Here is a 15002-nt window from a genome sequence, read left to right as displayed (position 1 = left end):
ATTGGTTGGAGAAAACTTCAGTTTGCTTCTGCTTTAGTGCCCAGTAACTTGCTGCGCAAGCTGAGGGCGGAGCTTTTCTTGTCCAGCCAGATGGCGAAGAAGGCGTGCGCAAATTCTGCATCCTTGATTTCACCCAGCAGTTTTCCATTCAGATAAAACCTTGCAGCTTCGTTGGGTATATACACGCCTGTGATATGCGTGCCCTGCTTCACATCGGGAAACAAGGCTTTCATTTGTGCCAGCCACTGTTGCCGCTTTTCTGGTGTACCCAGTTTCAGTTTTTCAATTTCATCGATGCTGGCGTCGGCAATCTTGCTGCCGTACAGAGTGCGTGCATATTCAAGATCGAGTGCCAGGCGTTGCGGTTTATCGCTATCCGGTTTGTAAGCGGCTGCTGTGCTCCACAGACTGGCGTCATAGATGTGCAAGCCGAACCAGCGAAAGCTGCCACTGCCTTGCAGGCTTGCCTGTGGTATTTCGTCACGTATATGCGCCGGTACTGTAACTGTCGTTTGTGCGCTGGCAACAAGCAGTCCATAGGACAGCATCAACAGAATTACTGCTATAAAGTATCGCAATCCATTCGAGGCTTGCCTGTCGGTATGGGTATTCATTTTTTCCTCAGCGTGAACTGGCTGACGTTGATGCTGCCAGCAGTGAAACCTGCCTCGCAATAAGCCAGATAAAATTCCCAGGTACGCAAAAATTCATCGTCGAAACCCTGGGCTTTGACCTGTGCCAGTTTTTCCATGAAGCTATGGCGCCATAACAACAGGGTGCGTGCATAATCCTGGCCGAAGTGGAAAGTGTCGACAACTTCCATGCCGTATTCGCTGGCCATCGCATGAAATTTTTCTACCGAAGGCAGCATGCCGCCGGGGAAGATATATTGCTGGATGAAATCAGTGCCCTTGCGATAGCGTTCAAACAGATGGTCAGCGATGACAATACTTTGCACGCATGCCCGCCCACCTTGTTTCAGGTTGCGTTGCAAGCATTCAAAATAACCTGGCCAGTATGCTTCGCCGACAGCTTCAAACATCTCTATCGAGGCGATACCGTCGTAACTGCCATCGGCGTCGCGATAGTCTTGTATTTTCAAATCGCTTTGCGCATGCAGGCCAGCCTTTTGCAGGCGTTCTTGGGCATAATGCAACTGTTCAGTTGAAAGTGTCAGCCCGGTCACATGGGCACCACCATCACGTATTGCCATCTCGGCAAAGCCACCCCAGCCGCATCCGATTTCCAATACCTTTGCCTGAGGTGGCAAGGCCAGTTGTTCCAGAATACGGCGATACTTTGACTGCTGCGCTTCTTCCAGGCTTTCTGGTTGATCACCGGAAAAAATGGCGCTGGAATACGTCATTGATGGGTCCAGCCACAATTGGTAGAAATCGTTGCCGATGTCATAGTGGGCATGGATGTTCTTTTTGCTGCCGGCACGTGAATTACGGTTCAGTAAATGCTTGAGCCGATATAACAGGTTGCCCCACCAACTGCCATAAATGACTGATTCCAGTTGTGCTCGGTTATGCGAGATCAGTTCTATCAGGCCGGCAAGGCTGCTGGTCGTCCAGTGGCCGGCGATATAGCTTTCGGCAAAACCGATATCGCCAGATTTCAGTACTGACCGGTATAGTTGCCAGTCGTTCAGATGCAGGCTGACGTGCTGGTGCTTGTCAGCGCTGCGTCCAAAACTGGCGACCTGGCCATCTGGAAACTGTATGGTCAGGCAGCCGTGTTCCAGACGGTTTAACAGGCCGAGTACAAATTTTGCTTCAGTCGGGAAATGTTTGCTGTTCAGTTCAGTCATAGGCGCGTGATGATTGGTCACAGGTGCATGGGAAGCATGGCTGGTGCCGGATGCAAAAGTAGGTTGTAGGCTGCTCATCGACTTAGCTCTTCAGTAGGTGGAATTGGTTTGGAAATAAATGGCACACGTTTGATCCACAGACGCAGTGCCTGCAAGTGGATACGCAACATCACGCCCAGGGTCATAAAGGGATAGCGCAGCATGACCTGCACAATGCGGCGATCTGTGAAGTCCCTTTCAACACCGGCAATACTGGTCAGCAATAAGGGACCATGGGCATCGTCGTAGTCGATACGTGCCAGATGTTTTTTGATGTGTATTTCCTGCTCGCTCTGTTGGTCAGGCGTGGTCGTGGCGATTTGTTGCCCAGTCTGCACGAAACGAAAACGATAGCCACCTTCGACTTTGCAGAACGGGGATACATGGAAGATTTTTTTTGCACTTAATTCTTCGCCGTTGGCCAGGTTGTCGCCGTTTTCCAGCAGGTATAGATGTTTTTCACCAAAGGTATTTCGTACTTCGCAGACGATGGCGCGCAACTTCCCGTCTGCACGATGACAGAACCAGAAAGAAACCGGATTGAATACATACCCGAACACGCGCGGGAAACACTGTAGCCAGATTTCGCCATCGGCATCGTGTATGCCTTCCGTGTTTAACAATTGATCCAGCCATGCTGTCAATGCTTGCTTGCCATCACCGTGATCCCGTTCGTGAAACGACAGCAGATTGAAACGGTTAATGGAAAACAGACGTGACTTGCTGACCGGTTTGCCACTGGCCAAAGCACGCAAGGGTATGCGCATGAAAAATACGCCATAGCGGAATGCATTTTTTGCGGGGCGCATGCGCAGGTGCATGACTTCACCAGTGCACAAGGCTGCATTCTGGTGTTCAACAGTGTGGATGGCCGAAGTCGTCATGATGTCATGCGGCACGAATGCGCATTTCCTGTGTTGCTTCCACCTGGGCCAACAAGCATTCAGCCACGCGCAGTCCGGATTTCAAGCCATCTTCATGGAAGCCGTAACCCGTCCAGGCCCCGGCGAACCAGATATTTCTCTTGCCCTGGATATTTTTCAACTGACTTTGTGCCCTCACTGCGGTTGCATCAAATACCGGGTGGGCATAGTCAAAGCTCGCGATGACGGTGTCTGCTGCGGGTTCCTGTATCGGGTTCAGGGTCACAATGACGGGTGTCTTGAAAGGCAACGGCTGCAACTGATTGATCAGGTAGTGCACGCAGACTCGCGCTTCTTCGCCGCTTTCGCTTTGATAATTCCAGGCCGACCAGGCTTTTTTGTTTTCTGGTAAAAAGCTGGCATCGGTGTGCAGTACGGCGCGATTTGGCTGGTAAGTAACGCCAGACAAAATCTGGCGTTCTGCCAGATTGGCATCGGCCAGCAGCTTCAGACTTTGGTCGCTATGACTGGCGATAACTACATGGGCAAAATGCTGTACGCCACTGGCTGTTTTGACTTCAATCACGCCCGGGGTTTTTTCACGTACTGCCTGCACCGGCGTATTCAGATACGTATGCGCAATCACCGGCAGAATTTTGTCCACATACTGTCTGGCACCACCCTTCACGGTTTGCCATTGTGGTCTGTCACTCACCTGCAATAAGCCATGGTTGTGGCAGAAATTGACAAAAGACGATAGGGGAAACGCCATCATGGTCGCTGTCGGGCAAGACCAGATACAGGCCGCCATCGGCAATAAATACCAGCGACGGAATTCCTGGCTATACCCGTGCTGGTCAAGGAATTCGCCCAGCGGCAGTTGAAAATCTTTTTGTCCCGGTGCCTTCGCCAGCGCCGTCGTTTGTTTGTTGAAGCGCAGGATATCGCGCAGCATGCGCAAAAATGCCGGACGCAACAGATTTCTGCGCTGGGCAAACACCGTATCCAGATTGGCACCGGCCCATTCCATCGTGTGTCCGTTGCCAGATTTACCCGCTTTGGACTGCAAGGGCATCTTCACAGAAAATGACATATCTGTCGCTACGGTTTCTATCTGCAATTGAGCAAACAGCTTGACCAGATTCGGGTAAGTCTTGTGGTTAAACACCAGAAAGCCGGTGTCTACGCCATAGGTCTTGCCTTCCAGTGTCACATCCACGGTGTGGGTATGGCCGCCAAAATAGTCATTTGCCTCAAACAGGCTAACTTCATGTCCTGCATTGGACAGTTCATGCGCACAAGAAAGACCGGAGATGCCGGAACCGATGACGGCGATTTTCATAAGCGTATAAGTGCTATAAATTTATCAATGGACTAATGGACTAATGAATCAATCACTTGCTTTGATAATAAATTGCAAATTACATTGCAAAATATACATTGAATACAAGAATAGAAACCATTCATAGCTATACATACGCAAAGTTTGCACTTTCGGATTCACGGGCTTGCCAACAATTAAATGAAGAGAGCCGTGCAAAACTTGTTTATTGCGCTAAAATATGACTATGAATTTCAAAACGTGACTGACAAGTCACAAAATATACTACAAAGTTTTTACTTGTGCAGAAAAAATAATGGAAATTAGAATTCCTTTTAAAAAACAACAGTTTGATGCGCGTGAAGAAGCCATCATTGACGCTGTTAATCGTCTTTTGTCAGAAAAAGGCTATGACCTGATGACCATGGATGACGTGGCCGATGCCGTTGGCATTGCGAAAGGGAGCCTGTACAAGCATTTTTCTTCCAAGGAAAAACTGGCTGCAGCGGCACTGACGCGCCTGTTAAAGGCAACCCTGGCAGAACTCGATACGCTGGCGGAAGATTTGAGTGCCATTGACAAGATCAGGCATATCCTGGCCTGGTCTTTGCGCTTGCGTTTGCAAGGTGGGGTTCCGCATCTGCCATCCACCAGCCTGGCTCTACAGCGCAGTCTGATGTTGAATCTGGATTATGTGATGGTGGCTTTGCGCGTCAACAAGCGCTTTTATGCCCTGGTTGCCAAGGCGCGCGAGCAGGGGGCGCTGACGCCGCAAGTACCGGATGACGTACTGGTGTACACCCTGTATTCACGTGCCTGTGACCCGACGATGGAATTCCTGTTACGTGATAAACGCCTTAGCCACGAACAGATCGTGGATTCCATGGTGCATGCGACGATAGGTGGATTTTTGTCTGACCAGGCCAGGAAGTCTTAAGCTTCCTTATTGGCAGCAAGGTGCAGAGCTTGCTCCAGAGTATCCAGATCCCCGATGTGATTCGCCAGCAACAAGATTAATTTTGCATTGAGCTTGTTGCTGTCTTCATCGCTCAAACCCCGGTGGGTGTCAATCAGCATCTGGTAAAAATCATCCCCGGCGACATAGTCACGCAAGCCCTGTTGTTTGCTGATGTCGGCGTAATGAAAATTAGGCTGTAGTTGTAATGGCATGACCATGTCCTTCCTGGTATGAGGTTGCGCGAGCGAGCGCGGCAAGCACTTTCTCCAGATTAAACTGACGCCAGCGTGCCGCCAGGTGCTGGTCTGGCCGCAGCAGATAAAAGCTCGCGTGCGTGGCAATGTTTGCATCATAGCGTTCGGCCAGCAGCCCCTTGAAATCATGCACTACCTGAGAATCGTCGCGCCCAGTCGCAGCCGCAGTGGCGCTGATGATGAAGGTATGCACCGGTATGGGCAGTTTTTTCAGTGCGGCAAATCCGGCCAGTGTTTCTGCCGGAATCTGGCTCGCATCTTCACAAAAATACAGACCATAAAAATGATGCTGCAACAGTTCAAGCAGGTAGGCGGTTTTTCCCTGGTAAATGACCGGGCCATCTTCCACAGCGGCACCCAGCTGTAGCTGACCAGCAAATACAGCGCTGTCGGCCGTATTCAAAGCAGATGTCTTCAAGATACTGGGTACGGACAGGCGTCCGGAATTCACCAGCTTGCGGGCAAAGCCATGCTCTTGCGCCAGTTCCAGCACCGCATTCCGGAAACATTTGCTGACGGTACTTTTGGGTGTGATGAAATCGGTGGAACGGGTGGAATTCAAAAGATTGTCATCCGCCGCAAAGACGCGTTCGTCCGAATAACTGTCGAGCAAATCTTCTGTGGCTGCACCGTCAATCACCAGTTTCAGCTTCCAGACCAGGTTGTCCGCGTCCTGTATGCCGGAATTGGCACCGCGTGCACCAAACGGTGATACCTGATGCGCTGCATCACCTGCAAACAGTATGCGACCGTGGCGGAATTTTTCCATGCGACGACACTGGAAGGTGTAGACGCTAACCCACTCCAGCTCAAATTCTCTGTCATCACCCAGCATGGCCTTGATGCGCGGGATAACGTTTTCCGGTTTGCGTTCTTCTACCGGATCGGCATCCCAGCCCAGTTGAAAATCAATGCGCCAGACATTGTCGGCTTCGCGGTGTAGCAGTACTGACTGATTGGGATGAAACGGCGGGTCAAACCAGAACCAGCGCTCTGCCGGAAAATCTGCTTTCATGAGCACGTCGGCGATCAGAAAGCGGTCCATGAAGACCTTGCCTTCGACTTCCAGTCCCAGCATCTGGCGTATCGGGCTGCGTGCGCCGTCGCAGGCGATCAGCCAGTCAGCTTGCATGGCATAGCTGCCATCGGCTGTCTCAATGTGCAGGGTGGTAAATTCTGTTGTTTGTTCCACCGCAGTCACGCGATTTTTCCAGCGCAATTCCACGCCGAGTTCTGTCGCTCGTCGTACCAGAAACTCTTCCAGATAATATTGCTGCAAATTCACCATGCCCGGGTGCTTGTGATCCGCCACCGGCAACAGGTTGAAATTGAATACTTCATCCTTGCGAAAAAAAGTGCGCCCTACATTCCATTCCACACCCTTGTTGCGCACGGCATCTGCCACGCCCAGCCTGTCGAGTATTTCCAGCGTGCGCTTGGCATAACACAGACCGCGTGAACCGACCGAGACCGTATCGTCATCATCCAGCACCAGCACATCCAGCCCCTGCAACTTGCAGTCTATCGCCGCAGCCAAACCCACCGGCCCGGCACCAACGATGATGACCTGACGACGAGTAATATCCCCCGTCTGCAATTCAGACGGAGTCTGATAGGGAAATTTTTGATATTGATAAGTGCTAAGCAAAATGCAGCTCCCGCTACGACATTAAAGCAAAGACAAAAAACACAGAGAGGTCTGCGACATAGGTGACACGAAAAGTTTTTCTCTTGCTTCTCTCTGTAATTCAGTTCCTCTGTGTCTCTTTGTTGAGAGGTCTTGAACTTAAAAAATTATCCCTCCAGACTCTTCCACATTTCAACATCTCGTTCCGCCGTCCAGACACGCGGATCAACATGCCCCGACGCTTCATCAAACGCACGCGTCACATCAAACGGCAGACAATGATCAAAAATCACCCAGTGGCCGTATTTTGGTTTCAGAGTCGCATAGGTGTTTTTGTAGATGGTATTCAGGTCATGCTGTTGCTGCTGCCCCGCCTTGACACTGGCAAACAAATCGCTGATGAAAGACCGGGTTTCACTCAGGCCTGCTGCCACCAGCTCGGGCGAGGTCAGGGCGGCACCGCGACCTGGTACCAGTTTATCGGCCTGCATGGCTTCCAGATTGCTCAGGGTTTGCGGCCAGTCTGAATAATAAGCATCGCCGGCATAGGGTGTTGCACCAAATTCGACCAGGTCGCCAGAGAACAAGACTTTTTCCTGTGGCAACCAGACAATGGTATCGCCTTTGGTATGGCCACGTCCGACCTGCATGATTTTCACTTCCAGCTTACCCAGCCAGATCGACATTTCACCCTTGAAGGTGATGGTCGGCCAGGTCAGGCCAGGCACGCTTTCCACCGCACGGAACAGGCGTGGGAAGCGGCCTATCTCGCTCTTCATGTCGGCTTCGCCACGTTCAACGATCAGGTCATAGGTATCGCGGCTGGCAATGATATGCTCAAGACCTTCGGCCACGTAGCCGCTGGCACCCAGCACCCGTACCGCGTGGTAATGCGACATCACGACGTACTTGATGGGCTTGTCGGTGACTTCACGTATGCGGCGCACGACATCCTGCGCCATGATGGGCGTGGCCTGGGTATCGATGACCATGACCGCATCGTCGCCGATAATGATGCCGGTATTGGGGTCACCCTCGGCCGTATAGGCATAGGCATGTTCGGACAGTTGCTGGAAGCTGACTTTCTTTTCTTCCAGATCGGCGTGAGAGGCAAATTGCTTGGTCGTCATGACAACATCCTTTTAATTGATTCAAGTTTGCCCAAAGCGTGAGCAAGTTAACTGAATTAAGAATAAGCATTAATTCGTTATTTGTAAATGCATTTGTTAATAGTAAAATGTGTTGGCTCATAATCAGGGACTGAAATGACAGAAAAAAACAAGGAAAGACGTGGCATTGGTGCCATCGAGGTGGGTGGCCTGCTCCTGAATGCCCTGGTCAGTTCTGGCCGGGCCATGTCCTTAGGTGATCTGGCGCGTGAAAGCGGCATGCCGGCGTCCAAGGCACATGCCTATCTGGTCAGCTTTGGTAAATTGGGTCTGATACAGCAGGATGCAGTGACTGGTGCTTACCAGCTTGGTCCTTTCGCCCTGCAAATGGGTCTGGTCAGCCTGCAACAGATGTCACCGGTGAAACTGGCGATACCCGAAGCCACCCGACTGGCGGCCAGCATAGACCAGACGGTGGCGCTGGCAGTCTGGGGTAGCCACGGGCCTACCGTGATCTATATTGCAGAATCCAGCCGCCCGATTCATGTCAACATGCATGCGGGCACAGTCATGTCCATGCTGGGTACGGCTACCGGTCTGGTGTTTTCTGCCTTCCTGCCAGCGGCGCTGGTAGATAAAGTCATTGCTAGGGAAATGCAGGATGAACTGGTCATAGGGCAGGCCGGTGTACAACTGAATAGCCAGGATATTGCCAGCGTACTGGCAGAAGTGCGCCAGCAAGGTTTGGCGAGGGCGCAAGGCTTGCCCATTCCAGGCATCAATGCCTTAAGTGCGCCTGTGTTTGATCATACCGGCGCGCTCAGTCTGGTGATGACGGCAACCGGCCCAAAAGGCAGTTTTGATGCAGACTGGAAGGGGGAATTGGCTATAGCCCTGCGTGACAGTGCCAGCAGGGTATCGCATCAACTGGGTTATATGCCCGGCTGATTCTGAATTCTTGCAAGGCGCATTTCACCTCGGTCGATGAAATGCGCGTCAGGTCATTATTATTGCGCCAGGGCTTTTTCTACGTCAGCCACCAGCTTTTTATCATCGGGTGTTGTCACGCTGGAATAGGCAGCGACGACATTGCCTTTGCGGTCGATCAGGTATTTATAGAAATTCCATTTAGGTGTTGTGCCCGTGGCCTTGATTAATTGCGCATGCAGCGGGTTGACATCCTTGCCCATGACCGAGGTTTTGGTGAACATGGGGAACTTCACGCCGTAGGTGTTAAAGCAGAAATCAGCGATCTGCTTATCATTGCCCGGCTCCTGCTTGCCGAAGTCATTGGACGGAAAACCCAATACCACCAGGCCTTTTTCGCTGTATTTGGCATACATCGCCTCCAGCCCTTCATATTGCTTGGTAAAACCGCAATAACTGGCAGTGTTCACGACCAGCGCAACCTTGCCCTTGTACTGGCAAAGATCCTGCGACACTTCATCCTGTAGGCGTTTGAATTTATGGTTCAGCACCGCAGGGCAGGCATCGCCAGTATCCGCCCAGGCACCAACGGAGCAACTAATCAGACCCAGAAAAACAGCAAGTTGTATCGGTGTGCGTCGCAGCATGGCTAACTCCTGAAAAAGATGATGTCATCTTAGCGCAGATTTAGAAAAAATGTAGATCAAAACTATGCGATTTCATAGGTAAATCAGCAAGCTGGAAATCTATTGACAAAGAGATACCGAGAAATATAAAGCGCAACAAACAGATCGCCCGTAACCCCCGTCTTGCTACCAGCCCACAATCGCTTTCTGTGTGTACCTCTGTGCGCGTTTGTGTATCGGTGCGCCTGTGGTAAGCCTTTTGGTCTTTCATTTTGAAGAGAGCAAGCTTTTCGCTTATGCGTAAATCATATATAAAACATCGAAACACTTCGTTTTAATTTATATAGCCTCGATTTATTCTGTAGTCCTCATAAAAATATTCTTACTTCAGGACGTACAGATGACTATCAAAAAAATATTCCTTGCTGTTTCTCTTGCCGCGATTGGTACTTTTGGTACTTTTTCTGCTGTGGCGCATGCGGCTGATGTGACCCTGCTCAATGTATCGTATGACCCTACCCGTGAGTTGTATCAGGATGTGAATCAGGCGTTTGCCAAGCAATGGAAGGCAAAAACCGGCGACAACGTTACCATCAAGCAATCGCATGGTGGCTCCGGCAAGCAGGCGCGTGCCGTAATTGATGGTCTGGATGCCGATGTGGTCACACTGGCCCTGGCGTATGACACTGACGCGCTGGCAGAAAAAGGTTTGCTTGATAAAGCATGGCAAAAGCGTTTGCCGCACAATGCGTCCCCTTATTCTTCCACCATCGTGTTCCTGGTGCGCAAGGGTAATCCTAAAGGTATCAAGGATTGGGCAGATATCGTCAAGCCTGGTGTTTCTGTGATCACACCTAACCCCAAAACTTCTGGCGGTGCCCGCTGGAACCATCTGGCAGCCTGGGGCTATGCCTTGAAACTGCCGGGCGGCAGCGAAGCAACAGCCAAGGAATTCTTGTCCAAGCTGTATAAAAACGTACCGGTACTGGATTCCGGTGCGCGTGGTGCGACAACGACTTTTGTCGAACGCGGTATCGGTGACGTTTTGCTGGCCTGGGAAAACGAAGCCCTGCTGGCGATCAAGGAATTGGGCCCGGACAAGGTAGAAATCGTTGCGCCGTCCACCAGTATCCTGGCGGAGCCATCTGTTGCTGTCGTTGATAAGGTGGCGGATCGCCGTGGTACCCGTAAAGTGGCAGAGGCTTACCTGAACTACCTGTACACAGATGAAGGCCAGGACACTATCGCCAAGCATTACTACCGTCCCACTACAGAAAAGGCGTCGAAAAAATATGCGGCGCAATTCCCCAAAGTGAAACTGTTCACAATTGATGACACCTTTGGTGGCTGGACCAAGGCGCAAAAAGAACATTTTGCTGATGGCGGTATCTTCGACCAGATTTATCAACCGGGCAAAAAGTAATTATTTGCTGCGGACGCTATAGAAAGCACGATCATGACCATACTGCTGCTATCAGGAAGCCCTTCTTCTCCTTCAAGGTCGGCACGCTTGCTGAATTTTATCGGTGAAAGACTGAATGAACTGGGGCAGCGTACTGTCAGCCTGCATGTCCGGGATTTGCCAGCGCAGGCTTTGCTGCATGCGGATTTTTCAGATCCTGAATTGCTGGCTGCCAAAGCCCTGCTGGCAAAGGCCGAGGCCATCGTCATCGCTACGCCGATCTACAAGGCGGCCTATAGCGGTTTGCTGAAAAGTTTTCTGGATATTTTGCCGCAAGACGGGCTGGATGGAAAAATAGTCTTGCCCGTGGCAACCGGCGGCAGTCAATCGCATATGCTGGCACTCGATTACGGTTTGCGCCCGGTACTGGCGGCGCTGTCGGCACGTCATATTTTGTCCAGTATCTATGCGACCGATAGCCAGGTTGTGTGGACGGATGGACAGGGCCTGCAACTTGATGATGCGATATCCAGGCGGGTACAGGACGGTACGCATCTCTTGCTGGACAGCCTGGTGTCTTTACAACGCGGCAAACCAGCCGGACAGGCTGTGCAAAGTCCTGTCCTGAATGGTTTGCCTTGTTGACGAAGGCTGAATCTACGATGTCTGGCAACAAATAAAGTAGCCACAGTAGCCATAGTAGTTATAAAGGCAGCCATTCCCCAGCTGCATACCTGAATTGCATTTCCCCCTGTTTTTATGCTGCGCATGTCGGCAGGGGGGGGGCTTGCCCAAAATTGAAAGTAAAGTATGAGCGACGATAAAAAAAAGCTGTTTTCAAGTAATCCCGGCAATAAGGTAAAACATCAGCAGCGCGATGCCAAGCGCCTTACGCTCAGCCGTCTGTCTGCCCTGTCGGCGATGGCCCTTGGTGTGGTATTGCCCAAAGCCTTTGCACAAAACAAGACACCTGCCCCGGGCACCTTGCGCATAGGTTTTCAAAAGTATGGCACGCTAACTTTGCTGAAAGGTACGGGGGCGCTGGATAAACGTCTGGCGGCGCTGGGTGTGGATGTGAAGTGGGCAGAATTTCCTGCCGGACCACAATTGCTGGAAGGTCTTAACGTAGGCAGTATCGATTTCGGTACCACTGGCGAAGCACCACCGATTTTTGCCCAGGCCGCAGGCGCGGATTTGCTGTATGTCGGTAATGAACCGCCAGCACCCGGTGGCGAAGCCATTGTAGTACCCAAAAATTCCCCACTGAAATCGGTAGCAGAACTCAAGGGCAAGAAAGTCGCTCTCAACAAGGGTTCGAATGTGCATTACCTGCTAGTCAAGCTGCTGGAAAAAGCGGGTCTCAATTACAAGGATGTGGAAACCGTATTCCTGCCACCGGCAGATGCACGGGCAGCTTTTGAACGTGGCAGTGTGGATGCCTGGGCCATCTGGGATCCCTTCCTGGCCGCTGCGGAAAAACAGATCGGTGCCAGGATACTGGCCGATGGCAAGGGTGTCGTCAGCAATCACCAGTTTTACCTGGCGGCGCGACCTTATGCACAAAAAAATCCCGAGGTCTTGCGCATCGTCTTGGAAGAACTGGCGAAGGTCGATGAATGGGGTGCAAAAAACCTGAAAGAAGTCAGCAGCATATTGTCTGCCCAGATCGGGTTGGATACCAGCATCGTTGAATTGTCTGCTGCGCGTTTCGGTTTTGGTGTTAAACCTCTGACCGAGCAGGTGATACGCGAACAGCAAAATATTGCTGACACCTTTGCCGACCTGAAATTGATACCCAAGCGTATCAATATCCGGGATGCGGTATTCACCGTCAAGCTGTGAGGTTGATGATGTCATTGCTGACACTGGTGCGACGTGTTTTGCAACGTAGCGTGCAACTTGGCGTGCTACCTATCCTGGCGCTGAGCTTGTTCATGGTGTTGCCGGCGTTGAGCCAGGCGGCACCAGGTAACGGTGATGCGCCGAAAGAAATCCGTATCGGTTTTCAAAAAAGCTCGGTCAACCTGACATTGTTGAAACACAGGCAGGCGCTGGAACAGCAACTGAAAGGCGTAAAAGTTAGCTGGTTTGAATTTACTGCCGGCCCGCAAATGCTGGAAGCCCTGTCGGTTGGCAGTATCGATTTCGCCACCACGGGTGAACCACCACCTATTTTTGCGCAATCGGCTGGCAGTAATCTGGTGTATGTCGGTGCCGAACCAGCCAAGCCAGGTGTCAGTGCGATTCTGGTCAAGCCAGAGTCTACTATACGTGCGCTGGCTGACTTGAAAGGCAAGAAGATCGCCTTCCAGAAAGGTTCAAGTGCGCACTACCATGTCTTGCGTGCAGTCCAGCAAGCCGGTTTGCAATGGGCGGATATCACGCCGGTCTATCTGGCACCTGCTGATGCACGCGCTGCGTTTGAGCGTGGCAGTGTGGATGTCTGGGCCATCTGGGATCCATATTGGGCTGCGATAGAACAAAACACCCAGGTCAGAGTGGTCGCTACCGGCAAGGGCTTGGTCAACAATCTCTCACACTACCTGTCATCCCGAAGTTTTGCTGACAGGTATCCGAAAGTGATACAGCTACTGTTTGAAGAACTGACACGCAGCGATACCTTCGTGCAAAAAAACCGGGATGAAGCAGTCGCCATTATTGCCGCCAGCACAGGTCTGGACAAGCCGACGATTGCCAGCTTTCTGGAGCGCAGGCCGCGTTCACCCGTGGTCTACCTGACCCAGAACATTATTGATGAACAACAGCGCGTCGCAGACAATTTTTATCAGCAAAAGTTGATACCCAAAGCAGTCAATGTCAGAGATGCGGTGTGGTTGCCACCTGCTGCCAAATAGCAGTGAACAAGAAAAAGCAAGAAGAGACAATAAAAGAATTTGAAAAGGAAACAAGATGAGCTTGAACATATTCTGGTTTATTCCTACGCACGGCGATAGCCGCTATCTGGGTACGACCAAAGGAGCGCGCCAGATCAATTATGATTACTTGCGTCAGATCGCCGTGGCGGCTGATACCCAGGGCTATGATGGTGTGTTGCTACCGACCGGCCGTTCCTGCGAAGATGCATGGGTGGTTGCGTCCAGCCTGATCAGCGCCACCACCAAATTGAAATTCTTGGTGGCGATACGTCCTGGTCTGAGTTCACCGGGCCTGGCCGTACGTATGGCGTCGACCTTTGATCGTCTGTCGAAAGGGCGCTTGCTGATCAATATCGTCACCGGCGGTGATCAGGGTGAGCTGGAGGCCGATGGCCTGTTTGCCGATCATGAAAAACGCTATGAAATCACGGAAGAATTTTTACGCGTCTGGCGTGCTTCCCTGGCTGGTGAGGGTGGGGACAGCGGTTATGATTTTGAAGGCGAGCATATCACGGTCAAGGGGGCAAAGACCCTGTTTCCGCCTGTTCAAAAACCCTACCCGCCTTTGTATTTTGGTGGTTCTTCCGAGCCTGCGCATGAGCTGGCAGCCGAACAGGTTGATGTTTATCTGACTTGGGGTGAACCGCCAGCAGCGGTGGGAGCCAAGATTGCCGACATGCGCGCCCGTGCCGCCAGGCATGGCCGTACTCTGCGCTTTGGCATACGCCTGCACGTAATCGTGCGCGAAACCAATGAAGAAGCCTGGCAGGCAGCAGAAGACCTGATCCGTTATGTTGATGATGACGTCATCGAAAGGGCACAAAAAGCCTTTGCCAAGATGGATTCTGTCGGCCAGCAACGCATGGTTGCACTGCACGGCGGCAAACGCGACAAGCTGGAAGTGTCGCCGAACCTGTGGGCCGGTGTCGGCCTGGTGCGTGGTGGTGCCGGTACGGCCCTGGTGGGTGACCCGGAAACCGTGGCTGCGCGTATCAAGGAATATGCGGCGCTGGGTATTGATACCTTCATCTTCTCTGGCTATCCCCATCTGGAAGAGTCGTATCGTTTTTCCGAACTGGTGTTTCCATTAATAGGCAAGGAAACACCTGACGTATCCAGCACTCTGACCGGACCGTTTGGCGAAGTCATGGCAAACAGTATCGTGCCCAAGGTGTCACAAAGCTAGG

The 15002-nt window shown here is 51.7% G+C and carries 15 protein-coding genes; 7 read left to right on the top strand and 8 right to left on the bottom strand.

Annotated features, from left to right (window positions below):
• Nucleotides 1-17: 17 nt before the first annotated feature.
• The 4 genes from ACO0LK_RS03330 to ACO0LK_RS03315 all read right to left on the bottom strand — a co-directional run bounded on the left by ACO0LK_RS03330 (nucleotide 18) and on the right by ACO0LK_RS03315 (nucleotide 4057).
• Nucleotides 18-614 (bottom strand): chalcone isomerase family protein, encoded by a 597-nt coding sequence (locus tag ACO0LK_RS03330; protein ID WP_422972143.1) that lies wholly within the window; start codon nucleotides 612-614, stop codon nucleotides 18-20.
• On the bottom strand, nucleotides 611-1813 hold the full coding sequence (locus ACO0LK_RS03325) for a class I SAM-dependent methyltransferase (protein WP_422972462.1): 1203 nt from the start codon (nucleotides 1811-1813) through the stop codon (nucleotides 611-613). The genes ACO0LK_RS03330 and ACO0LK_RS03325 overlap by 4 nt, the downstream gene beginning before the upstream one ends.
• Nucleotides 1814-1887: 74 nt before the next feature.
• On the bottom strand, nucleotides 1888-2736 hold the full coding sequence (locus tag ACO0LK_RS03320; protein ID WP_422972141.1) for a DUF1365 domain-containing protein: 849 nt from the start codon (nucleotides 2734-2736) through the stop codon (nucleotides 1888-1890).
• Nucleotides 2737-2740: 4 nt separating this feature from the next.
• Nucleotides 2741-4057, bottom strand: a complete 1317-nt coding sequence (locus ACO0LK_RS03315) for an NAD(P)/FAD-dependent oxidoreductase (RefSeq protein ID WP_422972139.1) — start codon at nucleotides 4055-4057, stop codon at nucleotides 2741-2743.
• A 295-nt stretch (nucleotides 4058-4352) separates the two neighbouring features.
• On the opposite strand from ACO0LK_RS03315, the gene ACO0LK_RS03310 reads away from it, so the two are divergent.
• Nucleotides 4353-4973, top strand: coding sequence for a TetR/AcrR family transcriptional regulator (locus ACO0LK_RS03310; protein ID WP_422972137.1), 621 nt, complete (start codon nucleotides 4353-4355; stop codon nucleotides 4971-4973).
• Here the strand turns inward: ACO0LK_RS03310 and ACO0LK_RS03305 are convergent.
• The 3 genes from ACO0LK_RS03305 to ACO0LK_RS03295 all read right to left on the bottom strand — a co-directional run bounded on the left by ACO0LK_RS03305 (nucleotide 4970) and on the right by ACO0LK_RS03295 (nucleotide 8005).
• A complete protein-coding gene (locus ACO0LK_RS03305; protein ID WP_422972135.1) occupies nucleotides 4970-5206 on the bottom strand; it encodes a DUF2783 domain-containing protein in 237 nt (78 codons plus the stop codon). The genes ACO0LK_RS03310 and ACO0LK_RS03305 overlap by 4 nt on opposite strands.
• Nucleotides 5184-6896: an FAD-dependent oxidoreductase gene (locus ACO0LK_RS03300; protein ID WP_422972133.1), complete on the bottom strand. Its 1713-nt coding sequence runs from the start codon at nucleotides 6894-6896 to the stop codon at nucleotides 5184-5186. Before ACO0LK_RS03300 ends, ACO0LK_RS03305 begins: the two co-directional genes overlap by 23 nt.
• Before the next feature lie 146 nt (nucleotides 6897-7042).
• Nucleotides 7043-8005 (bottom strand): MBL fold metallo-hydrolase, encoded by a 963-nt coding sequence (locus tag ACO0LK_RS03295; RefSeq protein WP_186947798.1) that lies wholly within the window; start codon nucleotides 8003-8005, stop codon nucleotides 7043-7045.
• A 135-nt stretch (nucleotides 8006-8140) separates the two neighbouring features.
• Between ACO0LK_RS03295 and ACO0LK_RS03290 the strand changes: the two genes are divergently transcribed.
• Nucleotides 8141-8932, top strand: a complete 792-nt coding sequence (locus ACO0LK_RS03290; protein ID WP_422972131.1) for an IclR family transcriptional regulator — start codon at nucleotides 8141-8143, stop codon at nucleotides 8930-8932.
• A 59-nt stretch (nucleotides 8933-8991) separates the two neighbouring features.
• Here the strand turns inward: ACO0LK_RS03290 and ACO0LK_RS03285 are convergent, their stop codons facing one another.
• Nucleotides 8992-9558: a glutathione peroxidase gene (locus ACO0LK_RS03285; RefSeq protein ID WP_422972129.1), complete on the bottom strand. Its 567-nt coding sequence runs from the start codon at nucleotides 9556-9558 to the stop codon at nucleotides 8992-8994.
• Nucleotides 9559-9937: 379 nt separating this feature from the next.
• On the opposite strand from ACO0LK_RS03285, the gene ACO0LK_RS03280 reads away from it, so the two are divergent.
• The 5 genes from ACO0LK_RS03280 (at nucleotide 9938) to ssuD (ending at nucleotide 15001) form a co-directional block, all read left to right on the top strand.
• On the top strand, nucleotides 9938-10960 hold the full coding sequence (locus tag ACO0LK_RS03280) for a sulfate ABC transporter substrate-binding protein (RefSeq protein ID WP_422972127.1): 1023 nt from the start codon (nucleotides 9938-9940) through the stop codon (nucleotides 10958-10960).
• 33 nt (nucleotides 10961-10993) lie between these two features.
• Entirely contained in the window at nucleotides 10994-11584 is a 591-nt protein-coding gene (ssuE, locus tag ACO0LK_RS03275) for an NADPH-dependent FMN reductase (RefSeq protein ID WP_422972125.1), read from the top strand.
• A gap of 165 nt (nucleotides 11585-11749) precedes the next feature.
• Nucleotides 11750-12781 (top strand): sulfonate ABC transporter substrate-binding protein, encoded by a 1032-nt coding sequence (locus tag ACO0LK_RS03270; RefSeq protein WP_422972123.1) that lies wholly within the window; start codon nucleotides 11750-11752, stop codon nucleotides 12779-12781.
• Nucleotides 12782-12789: 8 nt separating this feature from the next.
• Nucleotides 12790-13794 (top strand): sulfonate ABC transporter substrate-binding protein, encoded by a 1005-nt coding sequence (locus ACO0LK_RS03265; RefSeq protein WP_422972122.1) that lies wholly within the window; start codon nucleotides 12790-12792, stop codon nucleotides 13792-13794.
• Nucleotides 13795-13855: 61 nt separating this feature from the next.
• Nucleotides 13856-15001 carry an FMNH2-dependent alkanesulfonate monooxygenase gene (gene ssuD / locus ACO0LK_RS03260; protein WP_222619361.1) on the top strand — a complete coding sequence of 382 codons (1146 nt, stop codon included), beginning with the start codon at nucleotides 13856-13858 and terminating at the stop codon, nucleotides 14999-15001.
• Nucleotide 15002 lies beyond the last annotated feature (1 nt).

This window comes from Undibacterium sp. Ji49W (assembly GCF_049340205.1).
Classification (GTDB): Bacteria; Pseudomonadota; Gammaproteobacteria; order Burkholderiales; family Burkholderiaceae_D; genus Undibacterium.
The sequence above is the reverse complement of the archived record's forward strand: the minus strand, read 5'-3'. Positions and strand labels throughout refer to the sequence as shown.

Bases quoted from the DNA above. Each gene is read 5' to 3' on its own strand.
- ACO0LK_RS03285 (WP_422972129.1), bottom strand. From the start codon at position 9,558: ATGCTGCGACGCACACCGATACAACTTGCTGTTTTTCTGGGTCTGATT.
- ACO0LK_RS03280 (WP_422972127.1), top strand. From the start codon at position 9,938: ATGACTATCAAAAAAATATTCCTTGCTGTTTCTCTTGCCGCGATTGGT.
- ssuE (WP_422972125.1), top strand. From the start codon at position 10,994: ATGACCATACTGCTGCTATCAGGAAGCCCTTCTTCTCCTTCAAGGTCG.
- ACO0LK_RS03330 (WP_422972143.1), bottom strand. From the start codon at position 614: ATGAATACCCATACCGACAGGCAAGCCTCGAATGGATTGCGATACTTT.
- ACO0LK_RS03290 (WP_422972131.1), top strand. From the start codon at position 8,141: ATGACAGAAAAAAACAAGGAAAGACGTGGCATTGGTGCCATCGAGGTG.
- ACO0LK_RS03295 (WP_186947798.1), bottom strand. From the start codon at position 8,005: ATGACGACCAAGCAATTTGCCTCTCACGCCGATCTGGAAGAAAAGAAA.
- ACO0LK_RS03325 (WP_422972462.1), bottom strand. From the start codon at position 1,813: ATGACTGAACTGAACAGCAAACATTTCCCGACTGAAGCAAAATTTGTA.
- ACO0LK_RS03265 (WP_422972122.1), top strand. From the start codon at position 12,790: ATGTCATTGCTGACACTGGTGCGACGTGTTTTGCAACGTAGCGTGCAA.
- ACO0LK_RS03315 (WP_422972139.1), bottom strand. From the start codon at position 4,057: ATGAAAATCGCCGTCATCGGTTCCGGCATCTCCGGTCTTTCTTGTGCG.
- ACO0LK_RS03310 (WP_422972137.1), top strand. From the start codon at position 4,353: ATGGAAATTAGAATTCCTTTTAAAAAACAACAGTTTGATGCGCGTGAA.
- ACO0LK_RS03305 (WP_422972135.1), bottom strand. From the start codon at position 5,206: ATGCCATTACAACTACAGCCTAATTTTCATTACGCCGACATCAGCAAA.
- ACO0LK_RS03320 (WP_422972141.1), bottom strand. From the start codon at position 2,736: ATGACGACTTCGGCCATCCACACTGTTGAACACCAGAATGCAGCCTTG.
- ACO0LK_RS03270 (WP_422972123.1), top strand. From the start codon at position 11,750: ATGAGCGACGATAAAAAAAAGCTGTTTTCAAGTAATCCCGGCAATAAG.